The 26916-nt window shown below is 35.8% G+C and carries 25 protein-coding genes; 5 read left to right on the forward strand and 20 right to left on the reverse strand.

Features of this window, described 5'->3' with window-relative positions; translation table 11 throughout:
- Nucleotides 1-5: 5 nt before the first annotated feature.
- The 10 genes from murF to A9G09_RS05490 form a co-directional block, all read right to left on the reverse strand.
- Entirely contained in the window at nucleotides 6-1367 is a 1362-nt protein-coding gene (gene murF / locus A9G09_RS05445) for a UDP-N-acetylmuramoyl-tripeptide--D-alanyl-D-alanine ligase (RefSeq protein WP_065633879.1), read from the reverse strand.
- Nucleotides 1364-2917, reverse strand: coding sequence for a UDP-N-acetylmuramoyl-L-alanyl-D-glutamate--2,6-diaminopimelate ligase (murE, locus tag A9G09_RS05450; RefSeq protein ID WP_065633880.1), 1554 nt, complete (start codon nucleotides 2915-2917; stop codon nucleotides 1364-1366). The genes murF and murE overlap by 4 nt, the downstream gene beginning before the upstream one ends.
- A 13-nt stretch (nucleotides 2918-2930) precedes the next feature.
- Complete coding sequence (gene ftsI, locus A9G09_RS05455; protein ID WP_065633881.1) at nucleotides 2931-4706, reverse strand: peptidoglycan glycosyltransferase FtsI; 1776 nt, start codon at nucleotides 4704-4706, stop codon at nucleotides 2931-2933.
- Entirely contained in the window at nucleotides 4706-5083 is a 378-nt protein-coding gene (gene ftsL, locus A9G09_RS05460; protein ID WP_065633882.1) for a cell division protein FtsL, read from the reverse strand. Before ftsL ends, ftsI begins: the two co-directional genes overlap by 1 nt.
- On the reverse strand, nucleotides 5073-6011 hold the full coding sequence (rsmH, locus tag A9G09_RS05465; RefSeq protein WP_065633883.1) for a 16S rRNA (cytosine(1402)-N(4))-methyltransferase RsmH: 939 nt from the start codon (nucleotides 6009-6011) through the stop codon (nucleotides 5073-5075). Before rsmH ends, ftsL begins: the two co-directional genes overlap by 11 nt.
- Before the next feature lie 23 nt (nucleotides 6012-6034).
- Nucleotides 6035-6481: a division/cell wall cluster transcriptional repressor MraZ gene (gene mraZ / locus A9G09_RS05470; protein ID WP_065633884.1), complete on the reverse strand. Its 447-nt coding sequence runs from the start codon at nucleotides 6479-6481 to the stop codon at nucleotides 6035-6037.
- Nucleotides 6482-6879: 398 nt separating this feature from the next.
- A complete protein-coding gene (gene pgl, locus A9G09_RS05475; protein ID WP_065633885.1) occupies nucleotides 6880-7578 on the reverse strand; it encodes a 6-phosphogluconolactonase in 699 nt (232 codons plus the stop codon).
- A 14-nt stretch (nucleotides 7579-7592) separates the two neighbouring features.
- Nucleotides 7593-9053 carry a glucose-6-phosphate dehydrogenase gene (zwf, locus tag A9G09_RS05480; protein ID WP_065633886.1) on the reverse strand — a complete coding sequence of 487 codons (1461 nt, stop codon included), beginning with the start codon at nucleotides 9051-9053 and terminating at the stop codon, nucleotides 7593-7595.
- 185 nt (nucleotides 9054-9238) lie between these two features.
- Nucleotides 9239-9523: a 50S ribosomal protein L25 gene (gene rplY / locus A9G09_RS05485; RefSeq protein ID WP_065633887.1), complete on the reverse strand. Its 285-nt coding sequence runs from the start codon at nucleotides 9521-9523 to the stop codon at nucleotides 9239-9241.
- A 183-nt stretch (nucleotides 9524-9706) separates the two neighbouring features.
- Nucleotides 9707-10582, reverse strand: a complete 876-nt coding sequence (locus A9G09_RS05490; protein ID WP_065633888.1) for a D-hexose-6-phosphate mutarotase — start codon at nucleotides 10580-10582, stop codon at nucleotides 9707-9709.
- Between the two features lie 196 nt (nucleotides 10583-10778).
- Between A9G09_RS05490 and hemW the strand changes: the two genes are divergently transcribed.
- Nucleotides 10779-11912 carry a radical SAM family heme chaperone HemW gene (gene hemW, locus A9G09_RS05495; RefSeq protein WP_065633889.1) on the forward strand — a complete coding sequence of 378 codons (1134 nt, stop codon included), beginning with the start codon at nucleotides 10779-10781 and terminating at the stop codon, nucleotides 11910-11912.
- Between the two features lie 244 nt (nucleotides 11913-12156).
- On the opposite strand, the gene A9G09_RS05500 is transcribed toward hemW, so the two are convergent.
- Both A9G09_RS05500 and A9G09_RS05505 read right to left on the reverse strand, forming a co-directional pair.
- Nucleotides 12157-13119 (reverse strand): sugar kinase, encoded by a 963-nt coding sequence (locus tag A9G09_RS05500; protein WP_065633890.1) that lies wholly within the window; start codon nucleotides 13117-13119, stop codon nucleotides 12157-12159.
- 1 nt (nucleotide 13120) lies between these two features.
- On the reverse strand, nucleotides 13121-13948 hold the full coding sequence (locus A9G09_RS05505) for a DeoR/GlpR family DNA-binding transcription regulator (protein ID WP_065633891.1): 828 nt from the start codon (nucleotides 13946-13948) through the stop codon (nucleotides 13121-13123).
- A 339-nt stretch (nucleotides 13949-14287) separates the two neighbouring features.
- Here A9G09_RS05505 and A9G09_RS05510 point away from each other — a divergent pair, with 339 nt between their 5' ends.
- The 4 genes from A9G09_RS05510 to A9G09_RS05525 are packed head-to-tail and all read left to right on the forward strand — an operon-like array spanning nucleotide 14288 to nucleotide 18000.
- A complete protein-coding gene (locus tag A9G09_RS05510; protein ID WP_065633892.1) occupies nucleotides 14288-15142 on the forward strand; it encodes a tagatose bisphosphate family class II aldolase in 855 nt (284 codons plus the stop codon).
- A 12-nt stretch (nucleotides 15143-15154) separates the two neighbouring features.
- Nucleotides 15155-16075, forward strand: coding sequence for a 1-phosphofructokinase (gene pfkB / locus A9G09_RS05515; protein ID WP_065633893.1), 921 nt, complete (start codon nucleotides 15155-15157; stop codon nucleotides 16073-16075).
- Nucleotides 16076-16088: 13 nt separating this feature from the next.
- Nucleotides 16089-17507, forward strand: a complete 1419-nt coding sequence (locus A9G09_RS05520) for a PTS fructose transporter subunit IIC (protein ID WP_065633894.1) — start codon at nucleotides 16089-16091, stop codon at nucleotides 17505-17507.
- A gap of 55 nt (nucleotides 17508-17562) precedes the next feature.
- Nucleotides 17563-18000, forward strand: a complete 438-nt coding sequence (locus tag A9G09_RS05525; RefSeq protein ID WP_065633895.1) for a PTS sugar transporter subunit IIA — start codon at nucleotides 17563-17565, stop codon at nucleotides 17998-18000.
- 120 nt (nucleotides 18001-18120) lie between these two features.
- Here A9G09_RS05525 and A9G09_RS05530 read toward each other — a convergent pair whose 3' ends face one another.
- From A9G09_RS05530 to A9G09_RS05565, 8 genes are all read right to left on the reverse strand, one after another.
- Nucleotides 18121-18594, reverse strand: coding sequence for a hypothetical protein (locus A9G09_RS05530; protein WP_065633896.1), 474 nt, complete (start codon nucleotides 18592-18594; stop codon nucleotides 18121-18123).
- Nucleotides 18595-18634: 40 nt separating this feature from the next.
- Complete coding sequence (ribD, locus tag A9G09_RS05535; protein WP_065633963.1) at nucleotides 18635-19762, reverse strand: bifunctional diaminohydroxyphosphoribosylaminopyrimidine deaminase/5-amino-6-(5-phosphoribosylamino)uracil reductase RibD; 1128 nt, start codon at nucleotides 19760-19762, stop codon at nucleotides 18635-18637.
- Nucleotides 19763-19770: 8 nt separating this feature from the next.
- On the reverse strand, nucleotides 19771-20223 hold the full coding sequence (gene nrdR / locus A9G09_RS05540) for a transcriptional regulator NrdR (protein WP_065633897.1): 453 nt from the start codon (nucleotides 20221-20223) through the stop codon (nucleotides 19771-19773).
- Nucleotides 20224-20460: 237 nt separating this feature from the next.
- Nucleotides 20461-21750: a threonine synthase gene (gene thrC, locus A9G09_RS05545; RefSeq protein WP_065633898.1), complete on the reverse strand. Its 1290-nt coding sequence runs from the start codon at nucleotides 21748-21750 to the stop codon at nucleotides 20461-20463.
- Nucleotides 21751-21846: 96 nt separating this feature from the next.
- The gene (gene thrB / locus A9G09_RS05550; RefSeq protein ID WP_065633899.1) at nucleotides 21847-22785 is read right to left on the reverse strand and encodes a homoserine kinase; all 939 of its coding nucleotides are present in this window, start codon (nucleotides 22783-22785) and stop codon (nucleotides 21847-21849) included.
- A complete protein-coding gene (thrA, locus tag A9G09_RS05555; RefSeq protein ID WP_065633900.1) occupies nucleotides 22786-25242 on the reverse strand; it encodes a bifunctional aspartate kinase/homoserine dehydrogenase I in 2457 nt (818 codons plus the stop codon).
- A 346-nt stretch (nucleotides 25243-25588) separates the two neighbouring features.
- Entirely contained in the window at nucleotides 25589-25918 is a 330-nt protein-coding gene (locus A9G09_RS05560; RefSeq protein ID WP_065633901.1) for a hypothetical protein, read from the reverse strand.
- Between the two features lie 140 nt (nucleotides 25919-26058).
- Nucleotides 26059-26814, reverse strand: a complete 756-nt coding sequence (locus A9G09_RS05565) for an SDR family oxidoreductase (protein WP_065633902.1) — start codon at nucleotides 26812-26814, stop codon at nucleotides 26059-26061.
- Nucleotides 26815-26916 lie beyond the last annotated feature (102 nt).

Here is a 26916-nt window from a genome sequence, read left to right on the forward strand (position 1 = left end):
CTGAATCAACATTGTTCAATTTGAATTTTTTCGATGAGTTCTTCCATTTTAGCGCTACGTGATCCTTTAACTAGCATGGTTAAAATTGGATGTTGACGTAGTAACATTAACAGATAATTTACTGCATCTTGTTTATGATTAAAATGGTGGCCGACACCACTATACTGGCTAATAAATTGACTTAAATTACCGACACTAATGACACAATCAAGCTTTTCGTGATGAGCAAGCTCACCTATTTGCTGATGATATTTTTCGGCATCTTCGCCTAATTCAGCCATATCACCAACGACTAAAATTCGATAGCCAGGTTGTTTTGCTAAAACCTTAATAGCAGCCGACATTGAACCAACATTGGCATTATAAGAATCATCCAAAATTAACTGGGTTTGATTTAATTGTATTGGAAACAAACGACCTTTTACCGGTTTTAAGGTAGCTAAACCTTGCTTAATTTGATTAAACGTTGCGCCTACAGAAATCGCTAAAGCTGACGCTGCAACCGCATTAGAAACATTATGTTCACCAATCAAGGGAAGTTCTAGTTCACATTGACCATTAGGCGTATGTAAGATAAATGAAGTGGTCTGAGCGATTTGAATATTACTGGCATAAAAATTAGCAGATGGATTAGATAATGAGAAAGTCCAGACCGTTTTGTTACCTAGCGAATTAAACCACTTATCACTACAGCTATCTAAGTTGATGATAGCAATACCATTATTCGCTAATCCTGCAAAAATTTCACCTTTAGCGGTTGCTACTCCATCAAGCGAACCAAAGCCTTCAAGATGCGCCTGTGCAATATTATTAATTAAAGCACTTTGGGGTTTAACAATATTAGTTGTATACGCAATTTCACCAATGTGATTCGCGCCTAATTCTATTACTGCATATTGATCTTGCTCAGTTAGACGAAATAACGTTAATGGTACACCAATATCATTATTAAAATTGCCCTGAGTATAAAGTGTTTGACCGCAATGTTGTAAAATTGCGGCAGTCATTTCTTTAACCGAGGTTTTACCCGAGGAACCAGTGAGCGCAACAATTTTAGCATGACTTAACTGACGAACGGCCGCCGCAATAAGCCCAAGCGCAATTTTTGTATCCTCAACAACAATTTGAGCAATAGCATTATTGTCAATTTTATGATCAACAATAACCAGACTAGCGCCTTGTTCTATTGCTTGTTCAACAAAAACATGTCCATCAAAATGATCACCCACTAAGGCAATAAATACTGCATTTTTGATAATGTTTCTGGAGTCTGTACAAATAGCGTCAATCATCATATCTTCATTTAAGATATGATAAGATTCACCATTTACGACTTTTTTGATTTGTTTAATTTGTAATGGAATCATGATTGATTCGCTACTCCTAAAAGCTGTTTCACTGTTTCTTGATCGGAATAGTGATATTTGGTTTTACCTACAATTTGGTAATCCTCGTGCCCTTTGCCTGCAATTAATATTACATCATTAGATTTAGCTTGTTTTAGTGTATAAGTAATCGCTTGTTTTCTATCAGGGATGACTTTTACATGGGTACCATCATGTAACCCTTGTTGTATATCATGAATAATGTTCATTTCATCTTCAGTGCGCGGATTATCATTAGTCAGTACAATTTGATCAGCAAATTGTTCAGCCACTTCAGCCATTAATGGACGCTTTCCACTATCTCTATCACCACCACAACCAAAAATCACCCATAACGTTCCTTTGCAGTGAATTCGGCTAGCTTGTAACGCTTTTTGTAATGCATCTGGCGTATGCGCATAATCAACAATGACTGTAGGACTATTTTTTTCGTGCAGAACTTCCATTCGTCCACAAATTGGTTTAAGAAAAGAGGCCATATTCACGACAGCAAAAAATGGGTAATCTAAAGTTAATAAGGTTGCAATAGACAAAAGCAGATTAGCAACATTGAATTCACCTAATAATCGGCTATTGATAATGGCATTTCCCCAACTTGATTCCATATGAATTTTGGCACCTTTATCGTGGTATTCAATCATCGATACGCCAGCATAAGGTATATTTAATGCTTTTAAACGACGTAACGATTTAGGCTGGCATGATACCGCTGTTACTTGTGTCAGTTTTTCAATCCATCGCTTGCCATATTTATCATCATAATTAACAATTGATTTGCCCGAATTTAGCACTTGCTTTTGCTTTTCTTCTGGAGTGAATAATGACCATTTTGCTTTCGCGTATTTACTCATAGTTTTATGATAATCAAGATGATCTCGACTAAGATTGGTAAATACGGTTGCGACACAATTTAAACTTTTAACGCGATCCATGGCTAAACCATGTGAAGAAATTTCCATTGCTACAACTTTGACATGCTTTTTCACAAAATCCGCTAATAAAGTTTGTACATCGATAGCTGACGCCGTGGTATTGTTTGATGGTTCAAGCTGATTATTATAAATACCATTGCCAATAGTACCTAAAATAGCGGTTTTTTCATTTAATAATGTAGTACATTGAGCAATAAGTTGTGTCACTGTGGTTTTACCATTAGTGCCGGTTACCCCAATCACTGACAATTTTTTGGAAGGTGAATGATAAAAATCATTAGCGATCATCGACAAACGATGTGACAATTGAAAAATACTTATTTGTGGTATTACAGACTTATCATCTTGCTTAAGATAATCAATTTTTAAATTATTTGATTTCCGATTAGTTTCAATTAGTATCGCAACGGCACCCGCCAAAATAGCTTGTTGAATAAAATTACGACCATCTACGGCATGCCCTTTGATCGCAACAAACACATCGTTTTTTTCCACTTGACGACTATCGATACGTAAATGATTAAGCGGAAAATCAGCTAATTCTAATTTGCTAGTTCCACCTAATAATTCAAATAATGTTTTAAATGTGCTTGTAGACATCATTTACCACCTGTTAATAAATAATCATTTGCCCATCAACTTGACGATCTGGCTTCACATTCATTGTTCGAAGAACGCCCCCCATAATTCGGCTAAAAACTGGTGCGGATACTGAACCACCATAATATTGACCAGCTTTCGGGTTATCAATAACGACAACTAATGAATATTTAGGGCCGGTTGCCGGTGCAATTCCTGCGGTATAAGCTAGATATTGATTGACATAGCGTCCACCCGATAATTTTTTTGCAGTACCTGTTTTAACACCCACACTATAACCAGGTACCGAAGCTTTAGTTCCCCCACCTGTCACAGCCACAGCTTCCATCAATTGCACTACCGTTTTGGCTATTTTTTCTTGTACTACGCGTTCACCTTTAACCGGTTCTGTTATTTTTAAAATTGAAACAGGTCTATATATACCGTAACTACCAATAGTTGCATAAGCTCTGGCTAATTGTAACGGTGTGACACTTAAACCATACCCGAATGCAAAGGTGGCTCGCTCAATATCCGCCCATTTTCTGGTACGATCAGCAGCAATAGATCCACTAACTTCACCACCTAATCCTAATCCCGTTGGCTGACCTAAACCAAAACGACTATAAAATTCAACTAACTCGCCTGGCTGCATTTGTAATGCTAATTTACTGACCCCAACATTACTTGATTTTTCTAAAATGCCCGCTAGATTTAATGATTTTTGATACGACACATCTTTAATTTCGTACCGATTAACAAAAAATGGTCGGGTGTCAATGATAGTATTTACATCTGCAATTTTTTTCTCTAATGCGGCCATAACAACTAATGGTTTAACTGTTGAACCAGGTTCAAACGCATCAGTGACAGCTCTATTACGTAATAAGTTATAATCAATAGAAGAACGATTATTAGGATTATAAGATGGGCTAGTTGCCATCGCTAAAATTTCACCTGTATGTACATCAATTAAAACAGCCGTTCCACTATCTGCTTTATTAAATTCAACCGCTTGGCTTAATTCGCTATACACTAAAGATTGCAAGCGTTCATCAATACTTAACGTTAAATCGGATGCGGCTTCACTATCAGTTCGTTCTAACTCTTCAATAACCCGACCTACTCGGTCACGCCTTACGATTCGTTGTCCTGATTCACCAATTAACCATTTATTGAAGCTTTTTTCTATCCCTTCAGAACCCCGTTCGGTTCCATTATCATCGATATCGGTTAAACCAATTAGCTGCGCAATATTTTCAGCTGCTGGATAATAACGTTTGGATGTTTTAGCAAACGAAATACCCGGTAATTTTAACTGTTTTAAATAATCCGCTATTGTTGGTGTAATTTGCTTAGTTAAATACACAAAACGCATAGATGGATTACTCAATTTTTGCTGTAAGGTTGACATTGAAATATTGAGCGTTTTGGCTAAACCTTGCCACCTTATATCATCAGCCTTTACACCACCTTTTTGTACAACAATTTTAGGATCTGCCCATACATCAAACATTGGTACACTTACAGCAAGCGCTCGACCATTACGATCAGTGATCATGGCACGCGGCGCATCCATTTCTTGATGGCGAATGGAGCGTTTATTACCTTCAGCAATAAGCTTATCTGGTTCTATTATCTGCAATATTGCCATTCGAATAATTAAACACACAATAGCAAATATAATAAAACCATAGACAACATAAAAACGGTTAGGTGTAAAAAACTGTTTTTTGTTCGGTTTATTTGCTTTGTTTGTTTTTACAACCTTTTTAGTTTTATCTTTATTATTTTTCACTACAGGTTTCATTATTTACTCTTTATCACAATAACGGTTTCATTTTGAGGCGTCACATATGACATACCCAATTGATTTTTAGCTTTATCTTCAACACGTTTCGGATCTGCAAGTACATTTTCTTCAATAACTAAATTACGCCATTCGCTCTCTAAAACATCTTGTTCTAGTAAAAGTTGCTCACGTTCAAATAGTTGCTTACGAACTTGTTGCGTTGTGATTAATACTGCTCCAGCTGTAATAATGATAAGTATAAGTAATAATAATGAAATTTTTTGATGGCCTAGCAAATCACCAACAATTAAGCCAAATAAACTTTTACTTGGCCGCTTTTGATTGTCGATTTCAGCATAAAAATTTTCGCTATCATTTGCTTGATTACTGTTCATTTTTCCTTTCAGCTACCCTTAATATTGCGCTTCTTGAACGCGGGTTGTGATTAATCTCATCCATACTTGGTTTTACTTTGCCAAGTGATTTTAACTGGGCACCACCATATTGTTTAATTTGTTGTTCAGTTAGTGGTAATCCTGCTGGCAACTCAGGTCCTTTACTCTGTTTGCTAATAAATTGCTTAACTATTCGATCTTCTAAAGAATGAAAACTAATTACGGCAAGCCGTCCTTGGTTGGCAAGTATCGACAAACTGGCGTTCAACGCTTGTTCAACTTCTTCAAGTTCGCTATTAATATATATACGAATTGCTTGAAAACTCCGTGTTGCTGGATGTTTATGTTTATCTTTTTTAGGTGTTGCTTGTTCAATTAAATTGGCTAATTCTAATGTGCGAGTAATGGGCATAATTTTGTTTTTTTCGACAATAGCTCGCGCAATACGTTTAGCAAATTTTTCTTCACCAAATGTTTTTAATACCCATGCTATATCGGCTTCATCACTATTTAATAGCCACTCACTTGCTGTCATGCCCTGATGATTATTCATCCGCATATCAAGCGGACCATCGCGCATAAACGAAAATCCTCTTTGTGGATCATCAAGTTGCGGAGAAGAAACCCCAAGGTCCAATAAAAAACCATCAACTTTACCAAGTAAGCCTAAATTATCAATATATTGATATACATTAGAAAACTCACCACGAATAAAGGTAAATCGCGGATCAATTATTTCACTCGCTGCCTGTTGAGCTTTGGCATCGCGATCAATGGCAATTAATCTTCCTTGATTACCTAGATGATCGAGAATTAAACGAGAATGACCGCCTCGACCAAAAGTCCCATCAACATAAATACCGTTTTTTTTTATATTTAATGCTGCAATAGCTTCATTTAGTAAAACAGTTGTATGTAGATAGCTCATTAGTCTTGTACTCTATTATTTAGTTAAATCGTTAAATTTTTTAAATTATCGGATAAGTTTGTAATATCAGCCGATAGCTCAGCAATATCTTCACTAATTTGTTGATACCAGATGACTTCATCCCAAATTTCAAATTTATTAGATTGACCTACAAACATGACATGTTTTTCTAATTTTGCGTATGTGCGTAATGTAGGCGGTAATAGAATCCTACCTGAATTATCCATAGGGCACTCAATTGCATAGCCTAATAATAATCGTTTTATTCGACGCTCTGACTCAACAATAGTAGAAAGTGTTGATAGTTGCTTTTCAATACTTTTCCATTCAGAAATTGAGTAAAGTGACAAGCAAGAATGGTATAAACCAATTGTACAAACCATGCCTTCAGACAAAGAATCACGATAGCGAGTAGGAATAGCCATCCGCCCTTTACTATCTAAATTGACTGAAGTTGCACCACTGAACATGAAAGCACCGTTTTCTTTAAATTTTTATTATTTTTTTATTGATTAAAATCAGATGGTTAAATAATTCTTACTTTTTTACCACTTAAACCCACTTTTTACCACAAAAGTTACAAAAATAATAGGTATTTAATCAATTAATTTCGCAAATACGCATAAAAATAAGTGCACGCTATTTTTACTAAAAATAGCTCCAACTTTAAATATTAAAAATATTGTTTTAAATCAATTTGTTAAATAGTTATTTTTTTAATAACGCTCGTACTAAAATAGTAAAAAATATGATTAAGAGGTGTTGTGAATAAAGTAATGGGATTAAATATTACTAATAATGGATGAATAATGATTAAGGCTTTAAAGAAAGATTGTGGCCGACATAAGTCGGCACAATCAATAGGTTTTTATGCAGCAGTCCAAAATATGGTCACATTGACTTTATCTTGCTGTAAAATTGCTCTAACTGGCATTTGGTTAATATCTTTACCTTGTTCGGCTTGTTCTAATACTGACATTTTACTATCACCAACTAAATGTAAATAGATATTGTGACTATTTAAAATAGTAGGCAGCGTTAAAGTAATTCGATCTAGAGGCGCTGTTAATGGTGTCATACCGACAACTTTATGGCCTGATTTCATATCTAAACCGGCAGCTAAATTCGCAGCACCAGGGAATAATGACGCAGTATGACCATCTTCCCCCATACCTAGAATTAATACATCAAACGGCATTGGTACTTTGTCTAACTGTTTTTCAGTAATTGACGCGCCATCAAATGGATTATTACAGCTATTTTTTAAACCGACGAAATTAGCCAACTTTGCTTTATTTTGTAATAAGTAAGTCATGACTAATTTTTCATTACTGGCATCATCAGTATCATCAACCCATCTATCATCAACCAGAGTAATAAATACTCGGCTCCAATCTAAATTTTGCTCACTAAGAGAAATAAATAAAGGAATAGGCGTTTTACCCCCTGATACGGCTATCGAAGCTTGTCCTTTAATTTCAATCGCTTTGGTAAGTTCATTCACGATGTGTGAAGTCAGGTCTTCAACTAATAACTCACTTGTTGCATATTTATTTAGTGTAACCATATTTGATATTCCTTTTATTCAAATTCATGCCATGAATAGCCATCTTTAGTAATTAAAGCGACTGATGCAACCGGTCCCCAAGTACCAGCTTGATAAGTTTTTGGTGTGTCATTATCAGCATCCCATGCATTGATAATAGAATCAACCCATTTCCAAGCAGCTTCGACTTCGTCACGATGAACAAATAGTGCTTGTCGTCCTCGCATCACTTCAAGTAGCAAGCGTTCATAAGCATCGGCACGATGTTGATGGAAAGTTTCACTAAAACTTAAATCAAGTTTAGTTGTTTGTAAAGTATGGGTACTATCTAACCCTGGCACTTTATTAAGGATTTCAATATCCATACCTTCATCAGGTTGTAATCGAATGGTTAACTTATTTTGTGGCAGTTCAGGATAAGATTCACTAAATAAATTCAGTGGTAATGGTTTAAAATAAACAACCACTTCAGAGCATTTGCTTGGTAAACGCTTACCTGTACGCAAATAGAAAGGGACTCCCGCCCACTGCCAATTATCAATATCGACACGGATAGCCACAAAGGTTTCAGTATGGCTGTCTGGAGTTGCACCATCTTCTTCTAAATATCCCGGTACATTAATACCGTTAACAAATCCTGAGGTATATTGGCCTCTAACAACTTTGTCACGAATATTGGTTTTATTAATTGGTCTAAGAGCATTAAGTACTGCTATTTTTTCATTACGCAAGCTATCATCACCAAGGTTAGATGGTGGAGACATCGCAATCATAGTTAAAATTTGTAATAGATGGTTTTGTACCATATCACGCATTTGACCAGCTTTATCAAAATATCCCCAACGTCCCTCAATACCGACTTGCTCAGCAACAGTAATTTCAACATGATCTATTGAATTTCGATCCCAAAATGAGGCAAATACAGGATTTGCAAAACGTAATGCTAATAAATTTAAAACGGATTCTTTACCTAAATAGTGGTCAATACGATAAACTTGTGACTCATTGAAATATTTCGCAACTGAATCATTAATTTCACGCGATGATTGTAAGTCGGTACCGAGTGGTTTTTCCATCACAATTCGGTTTTGTATTTGATTTAATCCAGCTTCAGCTAAACCTTGGCAGATAGTACCAAACGCACCAGGATGCATGGCAAAATAAAAAATAGTTGGTCTGGTTTGGTCAAGTTCACTCTTTAATGCGCTAAAACCAGCAAGATTATTGACATCTAATTTATGAAAATTAAGTCGTTGACTAAATCGTTGCCAAATCGCCTCGTCGATAGGTTCTGGCATGAAAGTAGACAATGCTTCTTTGGCTACTTCGCAATAAGCAGCATGATCCCAATCAGCACGACCTACGCCTAAAATTTTAGTTTGTTTTGGCAACTTACCATATTTTTCTAATTGATATAAAGACGGTAATAATTTACGTCTCGTTAAATCCCCTTTAGCACCAAAAATAACTAAATCGCAAACTGGGATATCAGACATAATTTTCTCCTAAAAAAAGCATATTATCTATTTTATTACGTTGTCCTACCTATGTACACTCAGTTAGTGGAGTTAATCATAACAATAGGTATTTGCCTTATTTGATACGAAAACAAAAGGTCACCATGAAGGCGACCTTTTGCGTGAATTAGTAATTGTTGGGTGCGACCCAACTGATGGATAATTTATACGCGAACAAAATCCATATGCACTAATTTTGGTTTGAATGGATGACGTTGTACTGCTTGTACTTTTACTTTAACTGCTTTGCCATCAACTTCAATAGTTAATACTTCAGAATAAAATTCTGGTTTTTCTTGCATATTAAAAATATGGTTGTGATCAAGCACAACAGAAACTGCTGCTTCACTTCCACCATAGATAATAGCTGGGAATTGACCAGCGTGACGCAGGCGGCGGCTCGCACCCTTACCATGCTCTTTTCTAACTTCTGCTTTTAATGTAAACATTTTAATTTCTCTTAGTAATTTCAAATAAAAACCAATTACAGGCGACCCAGTAATTGGCTATCAAATAGTTGCTTAAAAAGCGCTAGCGATTATAAAGCGTTATGCAATTAAACGCAATCAAATAATCATACTACTATTAATCAAAACCAAGTATCGATTAAGTTTGTAACACCAGTTTACCATTTACTTTATTAATTCTATCTTAAAACCATAAGACACTTTTTCTGTTGGCGAAAGTTTTAGGGGTTGAGTAATACACGCAGTTTCGACACAAACCATAGATTGATATTCATTATCAGCAAAATCAGCCATTGCTTTTGCTTTATCTATCCATGGATTCCATGTTACAACATCGGTCGAATGATTATTAGTTAGCTCAATAGTACGTTGCCCATCTTTAATGATTAACTTATTATCGGCATGAGTGTAAATACGATCGACTTCTTGATTGAAAGTCAGCTGACCTGCGGTAGTCGGTTTATTTTCATTTGTTAAACGTTCTTGATAGCTGTCTCCTAAACCTTTAACAAGTACATTGTTAATATTATCTACACCAAAATAGGTATGTAATGCACTAGTTACTTCAAAATTGCCTTGGCAAGTTAACGTGACTTGGCAAGTAGTACCAATGTGAATTTGTAACCAAACATGAAAAGGTTTTGAAAAAAACGGCTCAGTTTGTTGATTATTGGTTAACGATAAAACAAGATCAACACCCTCATTATTTTCGTTGCATGAATCTAAAGTCCACTGCACTATACGGGCAAAACCATGCATAGGATCACCTAATTTACCAAACCAAGGCCAACAAACGGGTACGCCACCACGAATAGCGGTACCTTTTTTAAATACAGCGTTGTTACTTAACCAAACGACTGGTGCAGTTTCAGTTGTCGGTTGCCAAAATAATAAATGTGCACCTTGTAGTGAAACCGCGGCAGTGCAAGTTTGGTGATTAATGACTAAAATAGGTAATTCACCATAGGTGGTTTGTTTAACAGATGGGCTTAAAGACTGAGATTGTTTAGCGCTATCCAATAGTTGTTTTAAAATACTCATAATTACTCCTATAATATTTAATTTGATCGACAATCAATGTCATAAACTAAATCTAAAATTGTTTTTATTTTACGCTTTTTCAACACATTCTAGAAATAGAATAAAGGTAAAAAAGCTTTTTTTAATAAATGAGAGTAATATACCCAGCTCATTTAAACTTATTCTGCGTATTTGACAAAAATTTATGGAAAGGCATATGTTTGATTATAAAATTCCTCTTAGCTTATATATCCATATGCCTTGGTGTGTTCAAAAATGTCCTTACTGTGATTTTAATTCACATACGGTGAAAAAAACACCTGATTATCAAGCCTATATTCAACATCTTATTGAAGATTTACGGCAAGATGCAAAACTGTGTCATGATCGATCAATTCACTCTATTTTTATCGGTGGAGGCACACCAAGCCTATTTTCAGCGGAATTGATTAATCAGTTATTAATCGAAGTTAATAAAATTATTCCAATAGAAAATGAAGCAGAAGTAACGATTGAAGCAAATCCAAATTCTGTTGATGTAGAGAGGTTTAAGGGTTATCAGCAAGCAGGAATTAATCGTATTTCAATTGGCGTACAAAGCTTTCAATCGACTAAACTAGCAAATTTAGGACGGATACATAACCCAGAAGAAGCCATGAATGCAGCCATTCTTGCCCATAGCCTACATTTACATAGTTTTAATTTAGACTTAATGCATGGTTTACCGAATCAATCCATTGATGATGCATTGTATGATTTAAAGCAAGCCATTAAGCTAGCCCCTCCGCATTTGTCTTGGTATCAGTTAACCATTGAACCCAATACCTTATTTGGTTCCAAACCACCGATTTTACCTGATGACGATAATTTATGGGAAATTTATCAACAAGGGCATCAACTTTTAACTGAACAAGGCTATCAACAATATGAAACTTCAGCATATGCCAAACCCGGCTATCAATGCGAACATAATTTAAATTATTGGCGGTTTGGCGATTATTTAGGAATTGGCTGCGGAGCACATGGAAAAATTACACAATCGAATGGCAAAATTATCCGGACAGTAAAAACACGTCACCCCAAAGGGTATTTAGAAGGTCGATATTTAGAAAACTCTTATCAAGTAGCGTCGCAAGATCTACCCTTTGAATATTTTATGAATCGTTTCCGATTATTTGAAGCAACGCCAAAGCACGAATTTGAACAACGTACTTTTTTACCCTTGCAATCGGTAAGTAAGCAGATTGACCTTGCCATAGAGCAAAACTATTTAATTGAAAATAAACATAATTGGCAAATAACCGAGCACGGCAAGCTGTTTTTAAACTCATTATTAGAGATCTTTTTATAGATAACACATTAAAAAATAATGAGTTATTAATAAAAACAAAGCCATTTACATTTATTTAACAAGATAGATACAATCTATTTAAGCAATCATTTAGTTATCTTTACATACATTTTTAAAAAAAAGGTGCATACTAACACTCGACAATGCATTTATTTCATTGTTTTCCTATTCCTTATGTTTTCCCAATAACCATGTTATTGGGATTTTTTTTGCAAATTTAATCAACCAATTGTATTTAATAGATTTATTTATATTCAGAAATAAATTGTTTTAATTCATCTATTGTCGATGTCCCTTCCATTGGACCTTTTTTAGATACGGCTAGAGCACCGCTCGCATTAGCATAGCGTAAAGCGTGTTTGACAGAATATCCCGCTAACATCAAACTAACAAAGGTTGCACCAAAGCAGTCTCCCGCTCCAGTTGGATCAATTACGTTTGTGGCAAAACCGTCTACATGAAGTGTATATAATTTATTTTTATCATCGTGACCATAATAGTCTGCACCATTACTACCTTTTTTCACCACAATATGTTTAATTCCTTTTTCGAGTAATGAAAACATGGTCTGTTGTTCACTCTCATCATGGCTATGCGCAAAATAACTCACCTCGCTTTCGCTTGGTAAAAATATATCGGTATACTCCATGATATAATCAAACGATTGCTCCATTTCCTGAATATTAAACATCTCTTTACGTAAATTTGGATCAAACGAAATTGTGCCGCCTTTACTCTTAATAATATCAAGTGCTTTACGCATAGCATCAATAGCGCGAAAAGAATAAAGTGAAGAGCCCATCACATGTAAATGAGTACAATCTTTTAATAAACTTTCATTTATATGATTGAACGAAAGTAGGCCACAGGCACTATTTGGGATATTAAAAATAAAATCACGTTCATTTAAGCCTTTATAGGTTACAAATGCACTGCCTGTATTGGCTTTATAATGCGTTGTAATACCCTCAATAATCACACCATCTTGTTTTAATCGCTTCGTGCACATGTGACCAAAAGCATCTTTGCCAACGCAACCAAAAAAAACAACGGGAAAACCTAATTTCGCAACTTGATCTGCAAATATTGCTGGGGCTCCACTGACAAAAGGTCCGACAAATTCACCCGGTTCGTCAAAACGTTGATTTTTTTCTTTAGCTAAAAACTCAACTAGCAATTCTCCAATAGTACAAATTTTAAATTGCATATTACATCCCCTTTGCATTACGATAGATCACGCAAAATTTGTTAACCGCATCTTGTTTAAAATTAGAATCTAATAATTGTTGATGATATTCGGTGACAACAGGTCTTGATAATATAACAGTATCTAAATGCTTCAATTTTCCAATACTGTGTTCATCATTCATTACCAATCGTTGAGGTAAAAGGCCAATTGTATGGTCAGCATTTTTAAATATTTGTTGATACGTTTTTTGTTGATCAATATTAGCAATAATTAAATGATTATTAGCATTGATAGCTGCCAATTCGACAATAAAATGGGTAATAGAAAATTGGTTAACAATGTCAGTTAGCGCATTATTATTTTGCAAAAAATTACCCTCTAAAAGCATACCGCCAACTAATATCACTTCGGCATCTGAAAACTCCTTAACCAATTGAGCATTTTGAATATCATTCATAATCAATCGTAGGGATTTTTTATTATGCAAAAAAGGAATGAGCTTTCGAATTAAAGTGCCATGACCTAAAAAAAGTGTATCGCCATCATTTATATAATCTAAACAGTTTTTAACGATATCGATTTCACTGATATTTAAATTGGTATTACTATAATTTACAGAGTCGAAAGAAGTTTGGTTAGCTAAACTTTCAGGCGGAATATAAATTGCTCCACCAAAGGATCGTTTTAAATAACCTTGTTGTTCTAAATATGTTAAATCTTGCCGAATAGTAACATTAGACACTTGAAGCTTGTCAGATAAGTCATCTACTTTTACTTCACCTTGTTTACGTACGATTTCGGCAATATCTAACCTACGTTTTAGTAGGGCTGAAGACGCTCTAGCCAAATTTTATTTCCTATATAACTGATAAATATCTAACGATGATAATAAAATTTATCATACAAGTGGTCAACATCAATTGAGTGAAGAAATTTATTCCTAAACATGAATCAATGTTAATTATCGCGATTTAGTAGTCTTAAATCAGCCTTGACCAGTTAAACGTTAAAATGAAACTTTAGCAACAAGTTTATCTTGTTCGACATATTAAAATCTATTTTTGTGATCCACCTCACGCTATTAACACTAGTATAACTTTCGTTTTGCAATCATAATTTAAAAAAATAACTTTCAATTCGAAAGTTAAAAAATTAAGTAGTTAATAAAAATTTGAGGAGAAGTTATATGTCAATTATTTCCAGCCACAATATGTTAAAAAAAGCGCAAAAAGAGCACTATGCCGTACCCGCCTTTAACATCCATAATTTAGAAACAATGCAAGTCATTGTAGAAACAGTTGCTGAATTACAGTCCCCTGTCATTTTAGCAGGAACCCCAGGAACCTATAGTTATGCAGGAACAGAAAATATTGTCGCCATTGCTTATGAGTTGTCGAAAAAACATAATGTTCCTTTAGCACTTCATTTAGATCACCATGAAGACTATGAGGATATAACAACTAAAATCAATGCGGGTATTCGTTCTGTGATGATTGATGGTTCTCATTTTCCATTCGCTGAAAATGTTGCCATTGTTAAACGTGTCGTTGAATATGCTCACCGTTACGATGTCAGTGTAGAAGCAGAATTAGGACGACTAGGTGGCGTTGAAGATGACTTAGTTGTTGATGCTAAAGATGCTTTATACACTAATGCTAAACAAGCAGTTGAATTTATAGAAAAGACAGGTATTGACTCACTGGCAATTGCAATTGGCACTGCGCACGGCCTTTATAAATCGGAACCCAAACTAGACTTTGATCGTTTATCTGAAATACGTTCTATGGTCGATATTCCACTAGTATTACACGGCGCATCAGGCGTGCCAGATAAAGATGTACGTGAATGTATTAAACGCGGTATTTGTAAAGTCAATGTAGCGACAGAATTAAAAATAGCGTTTTCTGATGCCCTCAAACAATATTTTATTGAACATCCCGATGCAAATGACCCTCGCCACTATATGAAACCTGCAAAAGCAGCAATGAAAGAGATCGTCAAAAAAATCATCACAACATGCGGATGTGCAGGAAAATTGTAGAGGCTAAGCATGATGATCTATACCTTAACACTCAATACCGCCATTGATATGAATATTCGTTGCCAAGGGCTTTATCCCAATTGCGTCAATCGAACTTCGCATACTGAATATAGCCCAAATGGTAAAGCTATCAACGTATCGATTGTATTACATAAATTCAATAAACCAACCTGTGCTTTGGGTTTCTTTGGTGGCTTTTCGGGTAAGTACATTGTTGATGAATTAACTAAATTACAACTTGAAACCAAACCTTGCTTTATTGATGACATCACGCGTATCAATGTTTTTGTCAACGATGGGCATAATGAATATAAATTGGTGGGGAAAGGACCGTTTGTTCCTGATAACAAAAAAAGCGAAATGCTAGAGATTATTAGTTCGCTAGCCAATAACAGTTATTTAGTGATCAGCGGAAGTCTGCCAAATAATATTGAGCCAGATTATTATCAGTCTATCTTAGATTTATGTATGTCCAAAAATATCCAAGTCATTCTTGATATTAGTCATCCCAAATTAAGTGAATTATTAAAGTATCAGCCATTATTAATTAAACCTAATGACGATGAACTAAAAGAAATTTTTGGACTTGAAACCAATACCCAACAGCAAATCATAACCGCACTGGAAACTGTTCATTCACAAGGCGCACAAAACATTTTATTAACAATGGGTGACAAAGGAATGTACTTTTCAGACGGAACGCATATTTGGTTTTGTAATGCGGTGAAAATAAATCTAGTTAGTTCGGCTTGTGCTGGTGACGCATCGCTTGCTGCATTTATTAGTGAGTGGCTTTTTGAACAACAAAGTATTGAAAAAGCCATGAAAAAAGCCTCAGCAACAGGCGCTAATGTTGCCGAGTCAGATGGATTAGGTCAATTAGACAAAATTGACATTTATATGGATCAAGTTGTCGTTACCCAAATCAAGTAAATAGGAGAGCATTATGAAAAAAATATTAGCTGTCACAGGATGTCCAACTGGTATTGCACATACATATATGGCGGAAGAAGCCTTAAAAAGCGCAGCCGAAAAAGCAGGCTTTGAAATAAAAGTAGAAACCAATGGCGCTGGCGGTGTTGATAACGCCATTACAGACGCAGATATTAACGAGGCAATTGGGGTAATTATTGCTGCTGATAAAGATGTCAACCCTGACCGCTTCAATGGTTTACCTGTTATTGAAGTACCTGTTAAAGATGGTATTCATAAAGCTAAAGTACTTATTGAACAAATCACATCTGGCGCTGTTCCCATCCGTAAAGGCAAAAATAACAATACAGACAAATCCAATTCATCATCTAACCCGATAGAAGTTAAAGAATCCATTGGTCGTCAAATTTATAAACATTTAATGAGCGGCGTTTCGAACATGTTACCTTTTGTGGTAGCTGGCGGGGTTTTGATTGCGTTATCGTTTTTATGGGGGATATATTCAGCTAACCCTGATAATGCTCAATATAATGAGTTTGCCGCGTTATTAATGAAAATTGGTGGGCAAGCGTTTGGCATTATGGTTCCTATCTTTACGGGTTTCTTAGCGTACTCTATAGCTGGCCGACCAGGAATGGTTGCTGGGTTTGTCGGTGGACTGATTGCTAATATCACCGGAGCTGGGTTCCTTGGTGGGATTATTGCTGGTTTTGCTGCCGGTTATTTAATGCTATTTGTCAAAAAATTGTTAGATGGACTTCCACGCTCATTTGAAGGGCTTAAATCCATTTTCATTATGCCACTCATTGGCGTATTTGTGATTGGTGCAGGTATGTTTTTACTCGGTGGTCCGATTGCGACAGTAAATAATGCCATGAAGTCTTTCCTAGAATCACTGCAATCTGCTAATCCTGTTTTATTGGGTATTGTTATTGGTGCTATGTGTTCATTCGACTTTGGTGGCCCAGTAAATAAAGCCGCTTACGTAACAGGTACCATGTTGTTAGGTGAAGGTAATTTCTATTTTATGGCTGGTGTTTCTGCAGCTTGTATTGCACCACCGTTTGTTATTGCTTTTTCAACAACAATCTTCCGCAATAAAGCCTTTAGTGAAGAAGAGCGTGCAGCTGGACTGGTCAATTATATTTTGGGTGCAACACATATCACAGAAGGAGCAATACCTTTTGCAGCAAAAGATCCATTACGTGTGATTCCAATTATGATGTTATCGTCTGCCATTGCAGCTGTATTGACATTTTTATGCCAAATTCAAGTCCCTGCACCACATGGTGGTTTTTTAGTGCTACCACTGGTTAATAAACCATTTTTATGGGTAGGTTGTATTTTCGCTGGTGCAATAGTTGGCGCCATTTTATTAGGTTTAGTTCGTATTGCACAAAACAGAAAATTAGCAACTAAAGCAACAGTATAATCAACAAATTAGTCTACCACTCATTATCGGTAGACTAACAAAATAAGGATAACAAATGAGCGATTTAAAACTTAATGCAAATGATATTTCAATCATAGATGGCTCTTTTTCTAAACAAGATGCGATAAGAGCGGTATCTGAAAAGATGATTAACGCGGGATTAGTCAAGAATGATTATACTCAAGCAATGTTCGATCGTGATGCACAAATTTCGACTTTTTTGGGTAATGGTATAGCAATTCCACATGGCACAACCGAAAAACGTGATAGTGTTATCGAAACGGGGCTTAAAGTGATTTATTACCCACAAGGTATAAAATGGGATGAAGATAATAATATTGCTTATGTTGTCATTGGCATTGCAGCTAAATCAAATGAGCACTTAGATATCTTGCGTAAATTAACGCGTGCCGTGATTGCAGACGATACACTTGAGCGCATCTTAGCAGTAAAAACACCAGAACAACTATTAGCCATTCTTCAAGGTAATTAATGATAATTACCGAATGAAGTATTCACATTTAACTCATGGGGGGTATCGGCATCTTATTAACAATAGATGCCGTTACTCAACTGAGCACAGTTCGTTTTTGCAATAGAAAATACAGTTCATTTATGAATAAAAATTTTTCAGGCGATTATGGATAATTGTCTTATCTTTTACCATTTCGAATGAAACTAAAAATCCCTGCCAATTAATACCTAAAACAATTAACATCTCGTTAAAGTCATAGTAAAAACGCACCTGATCGTTATTAATAGAGTCTTTAAACTTAAAATTATGATTAAACTCATCTGTTAACTCAAACGGATGACCCATTTTAAAATCAAAACCTAAATAAGTTAAAATTTGATTAGCTTTATCACGTAAAAACGTGTTCTCCACCACATCTTCCAGTAATAATACTTCAACATGCCCCAAAATATAAAAAAACAGAATTTGATAACCACAAACTTTTGCTATTCCTGATATATCCGCATAAATAAAATCGTCGATAATTTGATACTCATCTAAAGTAAAAAAACAATCGATATCCAGCTTGTTAAAGCTTGCTTTTTCATACAAAAGGCCCCGTTCACTATTCAAATTAACGTTTCCTTTTTTAAAATAGGGAATTGAACTGTCATCAAATTGCAGATGATTTTCTTTTTAGAATAACGCGCATATCCTCACCAACTGCTGCAACTGATTCAAATTGAAATTGAGGAGCTAGGGATAATTTTTGCAAATTGGGTAAAATACACATATCTTTAGCATTATGACCTAGCAATTTTGGCGCATAATAAATAATCAGTTCATCAACTAAATTTTGTTCAATTAACGCACCAGCAAGGTGTGCACCTGCTTCAACCCAAACACTATTTATCTGCTTTTGCGCTAAGTTTTCGAGTAAAATTTTTAAATCAATATACTGATTAGCTGAAGGCTCTACAATCAACGATGTATTAGGCATTGCAATCGATAAATTTTGCTTTCGCACAACCCAAGTTTCACCGAGTTGTTGAAAAATACTTTCATCGCCAGTTAATTGATGTTGACCATCAATAATTACTCTAATGGGTTGTCTTATCTTTTCGATAGGATAGATTTTCTGTATGTCATCGGGTAATTGGTGATATCTAACGGTTAAACTTGCATTATCGGTTTGTACTGTTTTACGGGTACTTAATATACAACTGGCTTGAGCACGAAACTGTTGTACATCTTCTCTGGCTTTATTTGAGGTTATCCACTTACTTTCGCCTGATGCCATGGCGATTTTTCCGTCTAACGAAGTAGCCAGTTTAAGTTGGACAAAAGGTAAGCCTGTGCGCATACGTTTTAAAAAACCTTGATTAATCGCTTCCGCTTGGTCAGCTAAAACACCGACAGTTACCGCTATACCAGCATCTTGTAAACGTTTAATACCATTACCAGCCACGTTAGGATTAGGATCTTGCATAGCAATCACAACACGCTTAATCCCTGATTTAATTAAGGCGTTAGCACAAGGGGGCGTGCGTCCAAAATGGCTACAAGGCTCTAATGTTACATATGCAGTTGCACCGGCGGCATTAGCACCCGCCATTTGTAAAGCATAAACTTCCGCATGGGGTTGCCCCGCTTTTTGATGGTACCCTTTACCAATAATCTGATTATCTTTAACGATAATACAGCCAACATTGGGATTGGGCGTTGTGGTAAAACGACCAAGTTTAGCAAGCTCAATGGCTTGATTCATATAAAGTTGATCGGTATCGTAAGGCACTGTCATAAAGGTCATTATTTTTGTTGTAATTTAGCAATTTCATTACTAAATTGTTCTATATCATCAAAACTAAAATAAACAGATGCAAAACGTATGTAAGCGACTTTATCGAGGTTTTTTAGCTCTTCAATAACGTAACTACCAATTAATTTTGCTGGCACTTCACGTTCACCGGTAGCTCTGATTTTTGATTTTATGCGCGTAATTGCATCTTCGATTGCATCAAAGCTAACTGGACGTTTTTCTAGTGCTCGTTTTATTCCATTACGCAACTTATCTTCATTAAATGGTTCTCGAACTTTATTGCTTTTAATCACATTAGGCATAATTAATTCTGCCACTTCAAATGTGGTAAAACGCTCATTGCACTCAACACATTGACGACGACGACGGACTTGATAACCTTCACCAACAAGACGCGAATCAATCACCTTTGTATCATCTGCATTACAAAACGGACAGTACATAACAATATCCTTATAATGGCCTAATTGATATTACAATAGCTGAAAATAGTGATTTAAACAAGATATGTCTAAACAGCAAAATAAATACTATTGATTAGCATTTACTAAAATAATGTATATGTGATTGAATGTAAAAATCGTGAAGATAAATTTAATAGCAAAATAAACAACTGAAATTAGCTAAACCATATCTGATGATAAAGAATGATCCGCCACCGATTGGCAGCGGAACAAATTTTACCAAGTTAAATTAATTAAAAAATCACGTAATTTGGCAAAATCATTTGGCATATGATGCGAAAGTAGTGTCATATCTGCACGTTCAGCTAATGCTTTAGGCAGTGGAATTGATTTACCAAGAATGTCTTCAACCACCTCTTTGAATTTCGCTGGATGAGCCGTTCCTAAAAACAATCCATACTCACCTGCTTGCAGCTGATCACGCAATGCCCGATAAGCAATCGCGCCATGAGGCTCAGACAAATAACCTTTTTTATCTAATTCTCTTACCGTTTGTGAAGCGACTTCATCAGACACCGCCGCATGTCCAAGTGATTTTAACACCCAGCCTTCGCGATGATAGATCTCTTCAATACGAGGCCAGTTATTCGGTTGGCTCACATCCATAGCATTAGAAAGCGTAGCAACTGTTGCATGAGGCTCCCACTTTCCAGTTTCTAAATAGCGTGGCACCGTGTCGTTTGCATTCGTTGCAGCAATAAAGCGTTTAATTGGTAATCCCATTGTTTTAGCCAATAAACCGGCTGTTAAATCACCAAAGTTACCACTAGGCACTGAAATCACTAATTGTTGACGTTGCGCTGGTGTCAGTTGAGCATAAGCTTCAAAATAGTAACAAATTTGTGCCAGTAAACGGCTGATGTTAATCGAATTTGCAGAATTTAATCCAATTAGCGCTTTTAACTCTTCATCATCAAATGCTTTTTTAACTAAGGCTTGGCACGCATCAAAGTCACTTTCAATAGCGATAGTATGAATATTATCGCCCAAGGTGCAAAATAGCTTTTCTTGTAATGGACTAATTTTTCCTTCTGGATATAAAATTACAACACGAATATTAGGTAAATGATAAAAAGCATGCGCAACTGCGGCACCTGTATCACCCGATGTTGCTGTTAATATCGTAATTTGTTTATCCGCAGCCACTTGCACTAACGCTTGTGCCATAAAACGTCCACCAAAATCTTTAAATGCAAGTGTTGGACCATGATATAACTCTAATGAACCAATATCTGCTTCAACCGATTTGACCGGCGCTGGAAATTGAAAAGCATTATTAACTAATCGATACATATCATCCTGACTAATTTCATCGCCAATAAACGCCGATAAAATTTTGGCGCTACGAGTTATAAAATCCAGTTTTAATAATGCTTCAATTTCATTTTCAGAAAATTTTGGTAATTCTTGCGGGAAAAATAGACCTTGTCCTCTTCCTAATCCTTGTTGCACAGCTTGGGAAAAGCTAACTTGCTGCGAATGATCTTTCAAATTGTACAATTTCATAATATGTTCCAGTTATATTTATGCTGTAATAATTTATTCGTTTTATTATCTATCAATCAAAAAAGTAATTTTTTCAATTACGCTTTTTATAGGATTTTAAATAACTCTTGCACCTTGTGTATCTATTTTACAGATATGTGTAAAACCTTCATCATTTTGTAAATAATCACTTTTGAGTAATGCTTCAATTTGCTGAGCAATTTCAAGTTTATCAGCAATGACAAACATTGTTGGACCCGATCCCGAAATACCCGATGCTAACGCACCTAGCTGTTTAACACGTTTTTGCGTCTGATCAAAGTTAGGTAGTAACTGTTTACGATAAGGTTCAGCAATATTATCAACCAACATTGCCGCCGCTAATTTTGGTTGCTGAGTATAACAAGCATGCAAAAATCCACCTACATAGCGACCATGCGCAACACAGTCAGCTTTTTGATATTGAGCAGGTAAAATCGCACGAGCTTCAGCTGTCGACACTTTAATCCCTGGGTAAGCCATTACCCAGTACCAATCGTTAAAGTGCGGAATCGACTCACTGATTGTCCCAATTTCATCAATAATAAGTTGTAAACCACCCAAATAACAAGGCGCTACATTATCATAATGTACACTACCTGAAATTCGACCTTCAAGTTCACCCATCATTGACAGCATTTGAAACTCGTTAAATGGTTTATCAAAAAATTCATTTAAAGCAACAAAAGCGCCAACTACAGAACAAGCACTAGAACCTAAACCGGAACCAATTGGCATATTCTTTTCAAGGGTCATATGCACCGGTAACGTTTTACCCATAGCTTGGCAAAATCGTTGCCAACATTGATAAACGATATTGTATTTTGGATCACGCGGTAATTTTTTTACAAATTGCCCTTTACTGGTAAGGGTAAATTCCTCAGCGGGCGCAACAGTAATACAATCACCTAGCATCGCCCCACTAATTGGGTGAATTGCCGCGCCTAAAATATCAAAACCTACACTGATATTTGCCATTGATGCAGGGGCATAAACCGTTAAAGATTGCTGTTTCATTTAACCTCCAATCTTGCCTGATGTCGTACGTAAAATATCAGCAAAGACACCGGCTGCGGTTACATCATTGCCTGCACCATAACCCCGTAATACCAGTGGAATAGGTTGATAATAACGGGTATAAAATGCCAATGCATTCTCGCCATTTTTAACTTTGTAAAGTGGATCATCACTATCAACAGCTTCGATTTTAACGCTACATTGATTATTTTCGATACTACCAACATAACGTAATACTTTGCCTTGTTTAGCTGCTTGCTCAGCTTTTAATTTAAACTCAGCATCAAGTTGCGGTAATTTAGCCATAAATTCATCCACATTACCTTGTGCATATTGTTCTGGTAAAACAGATTCAACATTAATTTGATCAAGCTCAAGCTGCAAACCCGCTTCTCGGGCTAAAATCAATAATTTTCTTGCTACATCGGTACCTGATAAATCATCACGAGGATCGGGTTCAGTAAAACCTTTTTCTTTAGCAAGTTTTGTTGCTTCAGATAGTGACATACCCTCATCAAGCTTACCAAAAATAAAGGATAATGAACCAGACAATATGCCTGAAAATCTAATTAGCTCATCGCCGGCATTAAGTAGATTTTGTAAATTTTCAATAACAGGTAGTCCTGCCCCAACATTGGTATCATATTGGAATTTACGTTTACTTTTAGCGGCTTCTTGGCGTAAACGTAAATAGTAAGCCATTGAACTGGTATTAGCCTTTTTATTTGGTGTAACGACATGGAATCCATTAGCTAAAAAGTCAGCATATTTATCAGAAACCTCACTACTTGATGTACAATCAACTAAAATTGGATTGAGTAATCGGTTATTCTTAGCAAATTCAATTATACTATCTAAAGTATAGCTTGTTTCGCTCTGTTTTATTTGCTCTCGCCAATTTGTCAGATTGATACCATCTCGATTAAGTACGCTGTGCTTAGAGTTAAATAGCCCGCAAACATGCAGATCAACTTGCTTATTTTTGAGCCATTTTTGTTGTCGCTCAATTTGATCAATAAGCGCACCGCCCACACCGCCAACACCAATTACAAAAACATCTAGCATTTTATCGGTACCAAATAACATTTGATGAGTAACTCTTACGCCCATCACTGCAACATCATTATCGACTACAACCGAAATTGAGCGTTCAGATGAACCTTGGGCAATGGCAACAATATTAATATTGGCGCGAGCCAATGCTGTAAAGAAATTAGCAGAAAGTCCGCGTAAAGTGCGCATTCCATCACCCACAACTGAAATAATCGCTAGTTTTTCAATGACTTCAATTGGTTCTAATAATCCATCTTTTAATTCTAAATAAAATTCATCACCTAATGCTTCTTCTGCTCGATAGAGCTCTGCTTGTGGTACACAAAAGCTAATACTATATTCTGAGGAAGATTGAGTAATGAGAACAACAGAAATACCCGCGTAAGACATAGCTGAAAAAACACGCGCGGACATACCAACCATACCTTTTAAGCCTGGACCTGATACGTTGATCATCGCCATATTATTTAGGTTAGTGATGCCTTTTACTGGGGTTGTTGAATCAACAACATTTGCACCAATGAGCGTGCCGGGTGCATCTGGGTTATTGGTATTTTTAATTAAACATGGGATTTGGAATTGCGCAATCGGTAAAATAGTTCTAGGGTGAAGCACTTTGGCACCAAAATAAGACAGTTCCATCGCTTCTTGATAAGACATGGTTTTAAGCAATTTAGCATCTGGTACAATTCGCGGATCACAGGTATAGACACCATCTACATCGGTCCAAATTTCACAACAACTTGCGCGCAAACAGGCGGCTAATACCGATGCGGAATAATCTGAACCATTACGGCCAAGCACAACAAGTTCACCTTTATCATTTCCAGCGGTAAAACCTGGCATTAAAATAATATGATCTTGTGGAATATGCATTTCACTAATGCGATGTGAGGATTCTGCTATATCAACAGTTGATTCTAGATAACCGCCTTCGGCAATTAGCATTGCAACAGGATTAATTACCGTGACTAAGTGCCCTTTTGCCTTGAGCAACTCTTGCATGATAGCAATCGATAGTTTTTCACCTCGGCAAATAATTGAAGCGTTAATGCTGTCGGGACATTGCCCTAATAAACGAATGCCTTCTAATAATTGCTTTATATTATTTAATTCATCTAAAGCAAAACTTTTCATTTTATCGTAGGCAAAATTAGGTTGTTCTTTTGCGATACCGGCTAATAGATCAGCAAATATTTTTTCAGCATCATAAATATTATTTTGTATATCTTGCCCTGCTACGGTTTTTTCAACCATCGCAACCAGATGATTAGTAATCTTAGCTGGTGCAGATAAAACTGTTGCAGTTTGTTCTTGCTTAGCATTATTTTCAATAATTTCTGCAACTCGCAAAAAACGTTCTGCGTTAGCGACAGAGGTCCCGCCAAATTTCAAAACTTTCATATCACACCTTTACTTATTATCCTAATTTATGCCAATTAAAATTCAAAATACCCGTTTACCTGAACTAATGAATAGTTTTTGAAAACAGGCGTATCAATTTGAACTATATTATTTTTTTCAAATTCCTATTTTTAAGGCTCTTGAACATGTTTTATATAAACTAAAAACCCGCTTATTTCAGCGGGTTTTTTATATTTTTTTAAGGAAAAATCAACCCGCCCTATAGTGAATAATAGTGCCTAAGGTGCCAATAATGCCTGAAATGATCATTAACATTGTCATCATTTTTCCTAATTAGTTTTTACTCTAAACAAAACAGCCCGACACTTTCATGTCAGGCTGTTATTTAAAATACTTTTTTGCTATTTTCGTACTCATTAACTACCTTATTTAAAGCTTGATAAAGAGTTTTAGCGTCTTGTTTTTTTAACGCTTCATCAAGAATATTAAGATAAGATAGCATAACCTTTTGATTCTCTTCGGCAAATTTTGGTGAGACTTCCTGATCTTCATATAACATGACATAAGTACGCGCAAAACCAAAGATCAAAAAATAAACTGAAGCATTATTTGGATCTTCTTGAATTAATGTACGCATAGCTTTACGCAGTTTTACATAACTATCTGTACCTGGCAAGCTTGTCGCAAATGTTTTAGTTACTTCAGTAAATGTCATTACCATTAACCTCAATCAAAATTACAAGGGAAAAGGATAGCAATCCATTGACAGAAGTGCAAGTCTATTTTGTTAACCATATCTATTTTTTTAACATTAAACCGCGTCGATATTGTTTATCTAATATCGACGTCAATTATCTATTTGGTTTCTTTATAAACGGCTAATCCAGCAGAAGCTTGAGCAACTGGCATAATTTCGAGTGCATTGACATTAAAATGTGTTGGCGTGTTAACCAGCCATGAAACAGTGTTAGCAATATCATCAGGTGTTATATAGTCAACCCCTTCATACACAGCGGCTGCTTGTTCATCATTGCCATGAAATCTGACATTAGAAAATTCAGTACCGCCACATAGTCCAGGTTCTATATTTGTGACTCTAATTTTTTTACCTAACAAATCTGTACGTAAATTAGCGCTAAACTGTTTAACAAAGGCTTTTGTTGCGCCATATACATTTCCACCTTTGTAAGCATAAGTCCCTGCGACAGAGCCAAGATTAATTATGTAACCAAAGTTTCGTTCAACCATGCCAGGTAAAAGATGGTGAGTCAGATGAATTAAGCCAACTATGTTAGTTTGAACCATAGTTTCCCAATCTTCATAATTAGCTTGGTAAGCGGGTTCTAATCCCAAGGCTAATCCGGCATTGTTTATTAAAATATCGATAGGTTGAAATTCTTTAGGCAATTGTAACAATATTGATTCTACGGCATCTTTTTTAGTGACATCTAAAGGCAATGCACAAAAATTAGCACCTAATTCTTCTGCTAACTTTTGTAATTTATCTGCGCGCCTTGCCACACCAATGACTTTATAACCATCGTCAATCAATTTACGACAAATAGCCTGACCAAACCCAGAAGAAGCACCAGTAACTAATGCGATATTCATAATCAATCTCCTTATATTCTAAATATTGGATCTGAGTATATTCTTTAAATAATTAAATGAATAGGCAAAAAGTGGCAATTAAATAACTAGATTAAGCCATAT

It is taken from the genome of Gilliamella sp. wkB292, assembly GCF_001690235.1.
Lineage (GTDB): Bacteria > Pseudomonadota > Gammaproteobacteria > Enterobacterales > Orbaceae > Gilliamella > Gilliamella apicola_F.

Coding starts and splice junctions, on each gene's coding strand:
- murF (WP_065633879.1), bottom strand. CDS start 1,367: ATGATTCCATTACAAATTAAACAAATCAAAAAAGTCGTAAATGGTGAA.
- murE (WP_065633880.1), bottom strand. CDS start 2,917: ATGTCTACAAGCACATTTAAAACATTATTTGAATTATTAGGTGGAACT.
- ftsI (WP_065633881.1), bottom strand. CDS start 4,706: ATGAAACCTGTAGTGAAAAATAATAAAGATAAAACTAAAAAGGTTGTA.
- ftsL (WP_065633882.1), bottom strand. CDS start 5,083: ATGAACAGTAATCAAGCAAATGATAGCGAAAATTTTTATGCTGAAATC.
- rsmH (WP_065633883.1), bottom strand. CDS start 6,011: ATGAGCTATCTACATACAACTGTTTTACTAAATGAAGCTATTGCAGCA.
- mraZ (WP_065633884.1), bottom strand. CDS start 6,481: ATGTTCAGTGGTGCAACTTCAGTCAATTTAGATAGTAAAGGGCGGATG.
- pgl (WP_065633885.1), bottom strand. CDS start 7,578: ATGGTTACACTAAATAAATATGCAACAAGTGAGTTATTAGTTGAAGAC.
- zwf (WP_065633886.1), bottom strand. CDS start 9,053: ATGTCTGATATCCCAGTTTGCGATTTAGTTATTTTTGGTGCTAAAGGG.
- rplY (WP_065633887.1), bottom strand. CDS start 9,523: ATGTTTACATTAAAAGCAGAAGTTAGAAAAGAGCATGGTAAGGGTGCG.
- A9G09_RS05490 (WP_065633888.1), bottom strand. CDS start 10,582: ATGAGTATTTTAAAACAACTATTGGATAGCGCTAAACAATCTCAGTCT.
- hemW (WP_065633889.1), top strand. CDS start 10,779: ATGTTTGATTATAAAATTCCTCTTAGCTTATATATCCATATGCCTTGG.
- A9G09_RS05500 (WP_065633890.1), bottom strand. CDS start 13,119: ATGCAATTTAAAATTTGTACTATTGGAGAATTGCTAGTTGAGTTTTTA.
- A9G09_RS05510 (WP_065633892.1), top strand. CDS start 14,288: ATGTCAATTATTTCCAGCCACAATATGTTAAAAAAAGCGCAAAAAGAG.
- pfkB (WP_065633893.1), top strand. CDS start 15,155: ATGATCTATACCTTAACACTCAATACCGCCATTGATATGAATATTCGT.
- A9G09_RS05520 (WP_065633894.1), top strand. CDS start 16,089: ATGAAAAAAATATTAGCTGTCACAGGATGTCCAACTGGTATTGCACAT.
- A9G09_RS05525 (WP_065633895.1), top strand. CDS start 17,563: ATGAGCGATTTAAAACTTAATGCAAATGATATTTCAATCATAGATGGC.
- ribD (WP_065633963.1), bottom strand. CDS start 19,762: ATGACAGTGCCTTACGATACCGATCAACTTTATATGAATCAAGCCATT.
- nrdR (WP_065633897.1), bottom strand. CDS start 20,223: ATGTACTGTCCGTTTTGTAATGCAGATGATACAAAGGTGATTGATTCG.
- thrC (WP_065633898.1), bottom strand. CDS start 21,750: ATGAAATTGTACAATTTGAAAGATCATTCGCAGCAAGTTAGCTTTTCC.
- thrB (WP_065633899.1), bottom strand. CDS start 22,785: ATGAAACAGCAATCTTTAACGGTTTATGCCCCTGCATCAATGGCAAAT.
- thrA (WP_065633900.1), bottom strand. CDS start 25,242: ATGAAAGTTTTGAAATTTGGCGGGACCTCTGTCGCTAACGCAGAACGT.
- A9G09_RS05560 (WP_065633901.1), bottom strand. CDS start 25,918: ATGACATTTACTGAAGTAACTAAAACATTTGCGACAAGCTTGCCAGGT.
- A9G09_RS05565 (WP_065633902.1), bottom strand. CDS start 26,814: ATGAATATCGCATTAGTTACTGGTGCTTCTTCTGGGTTTGGTCAGGCT.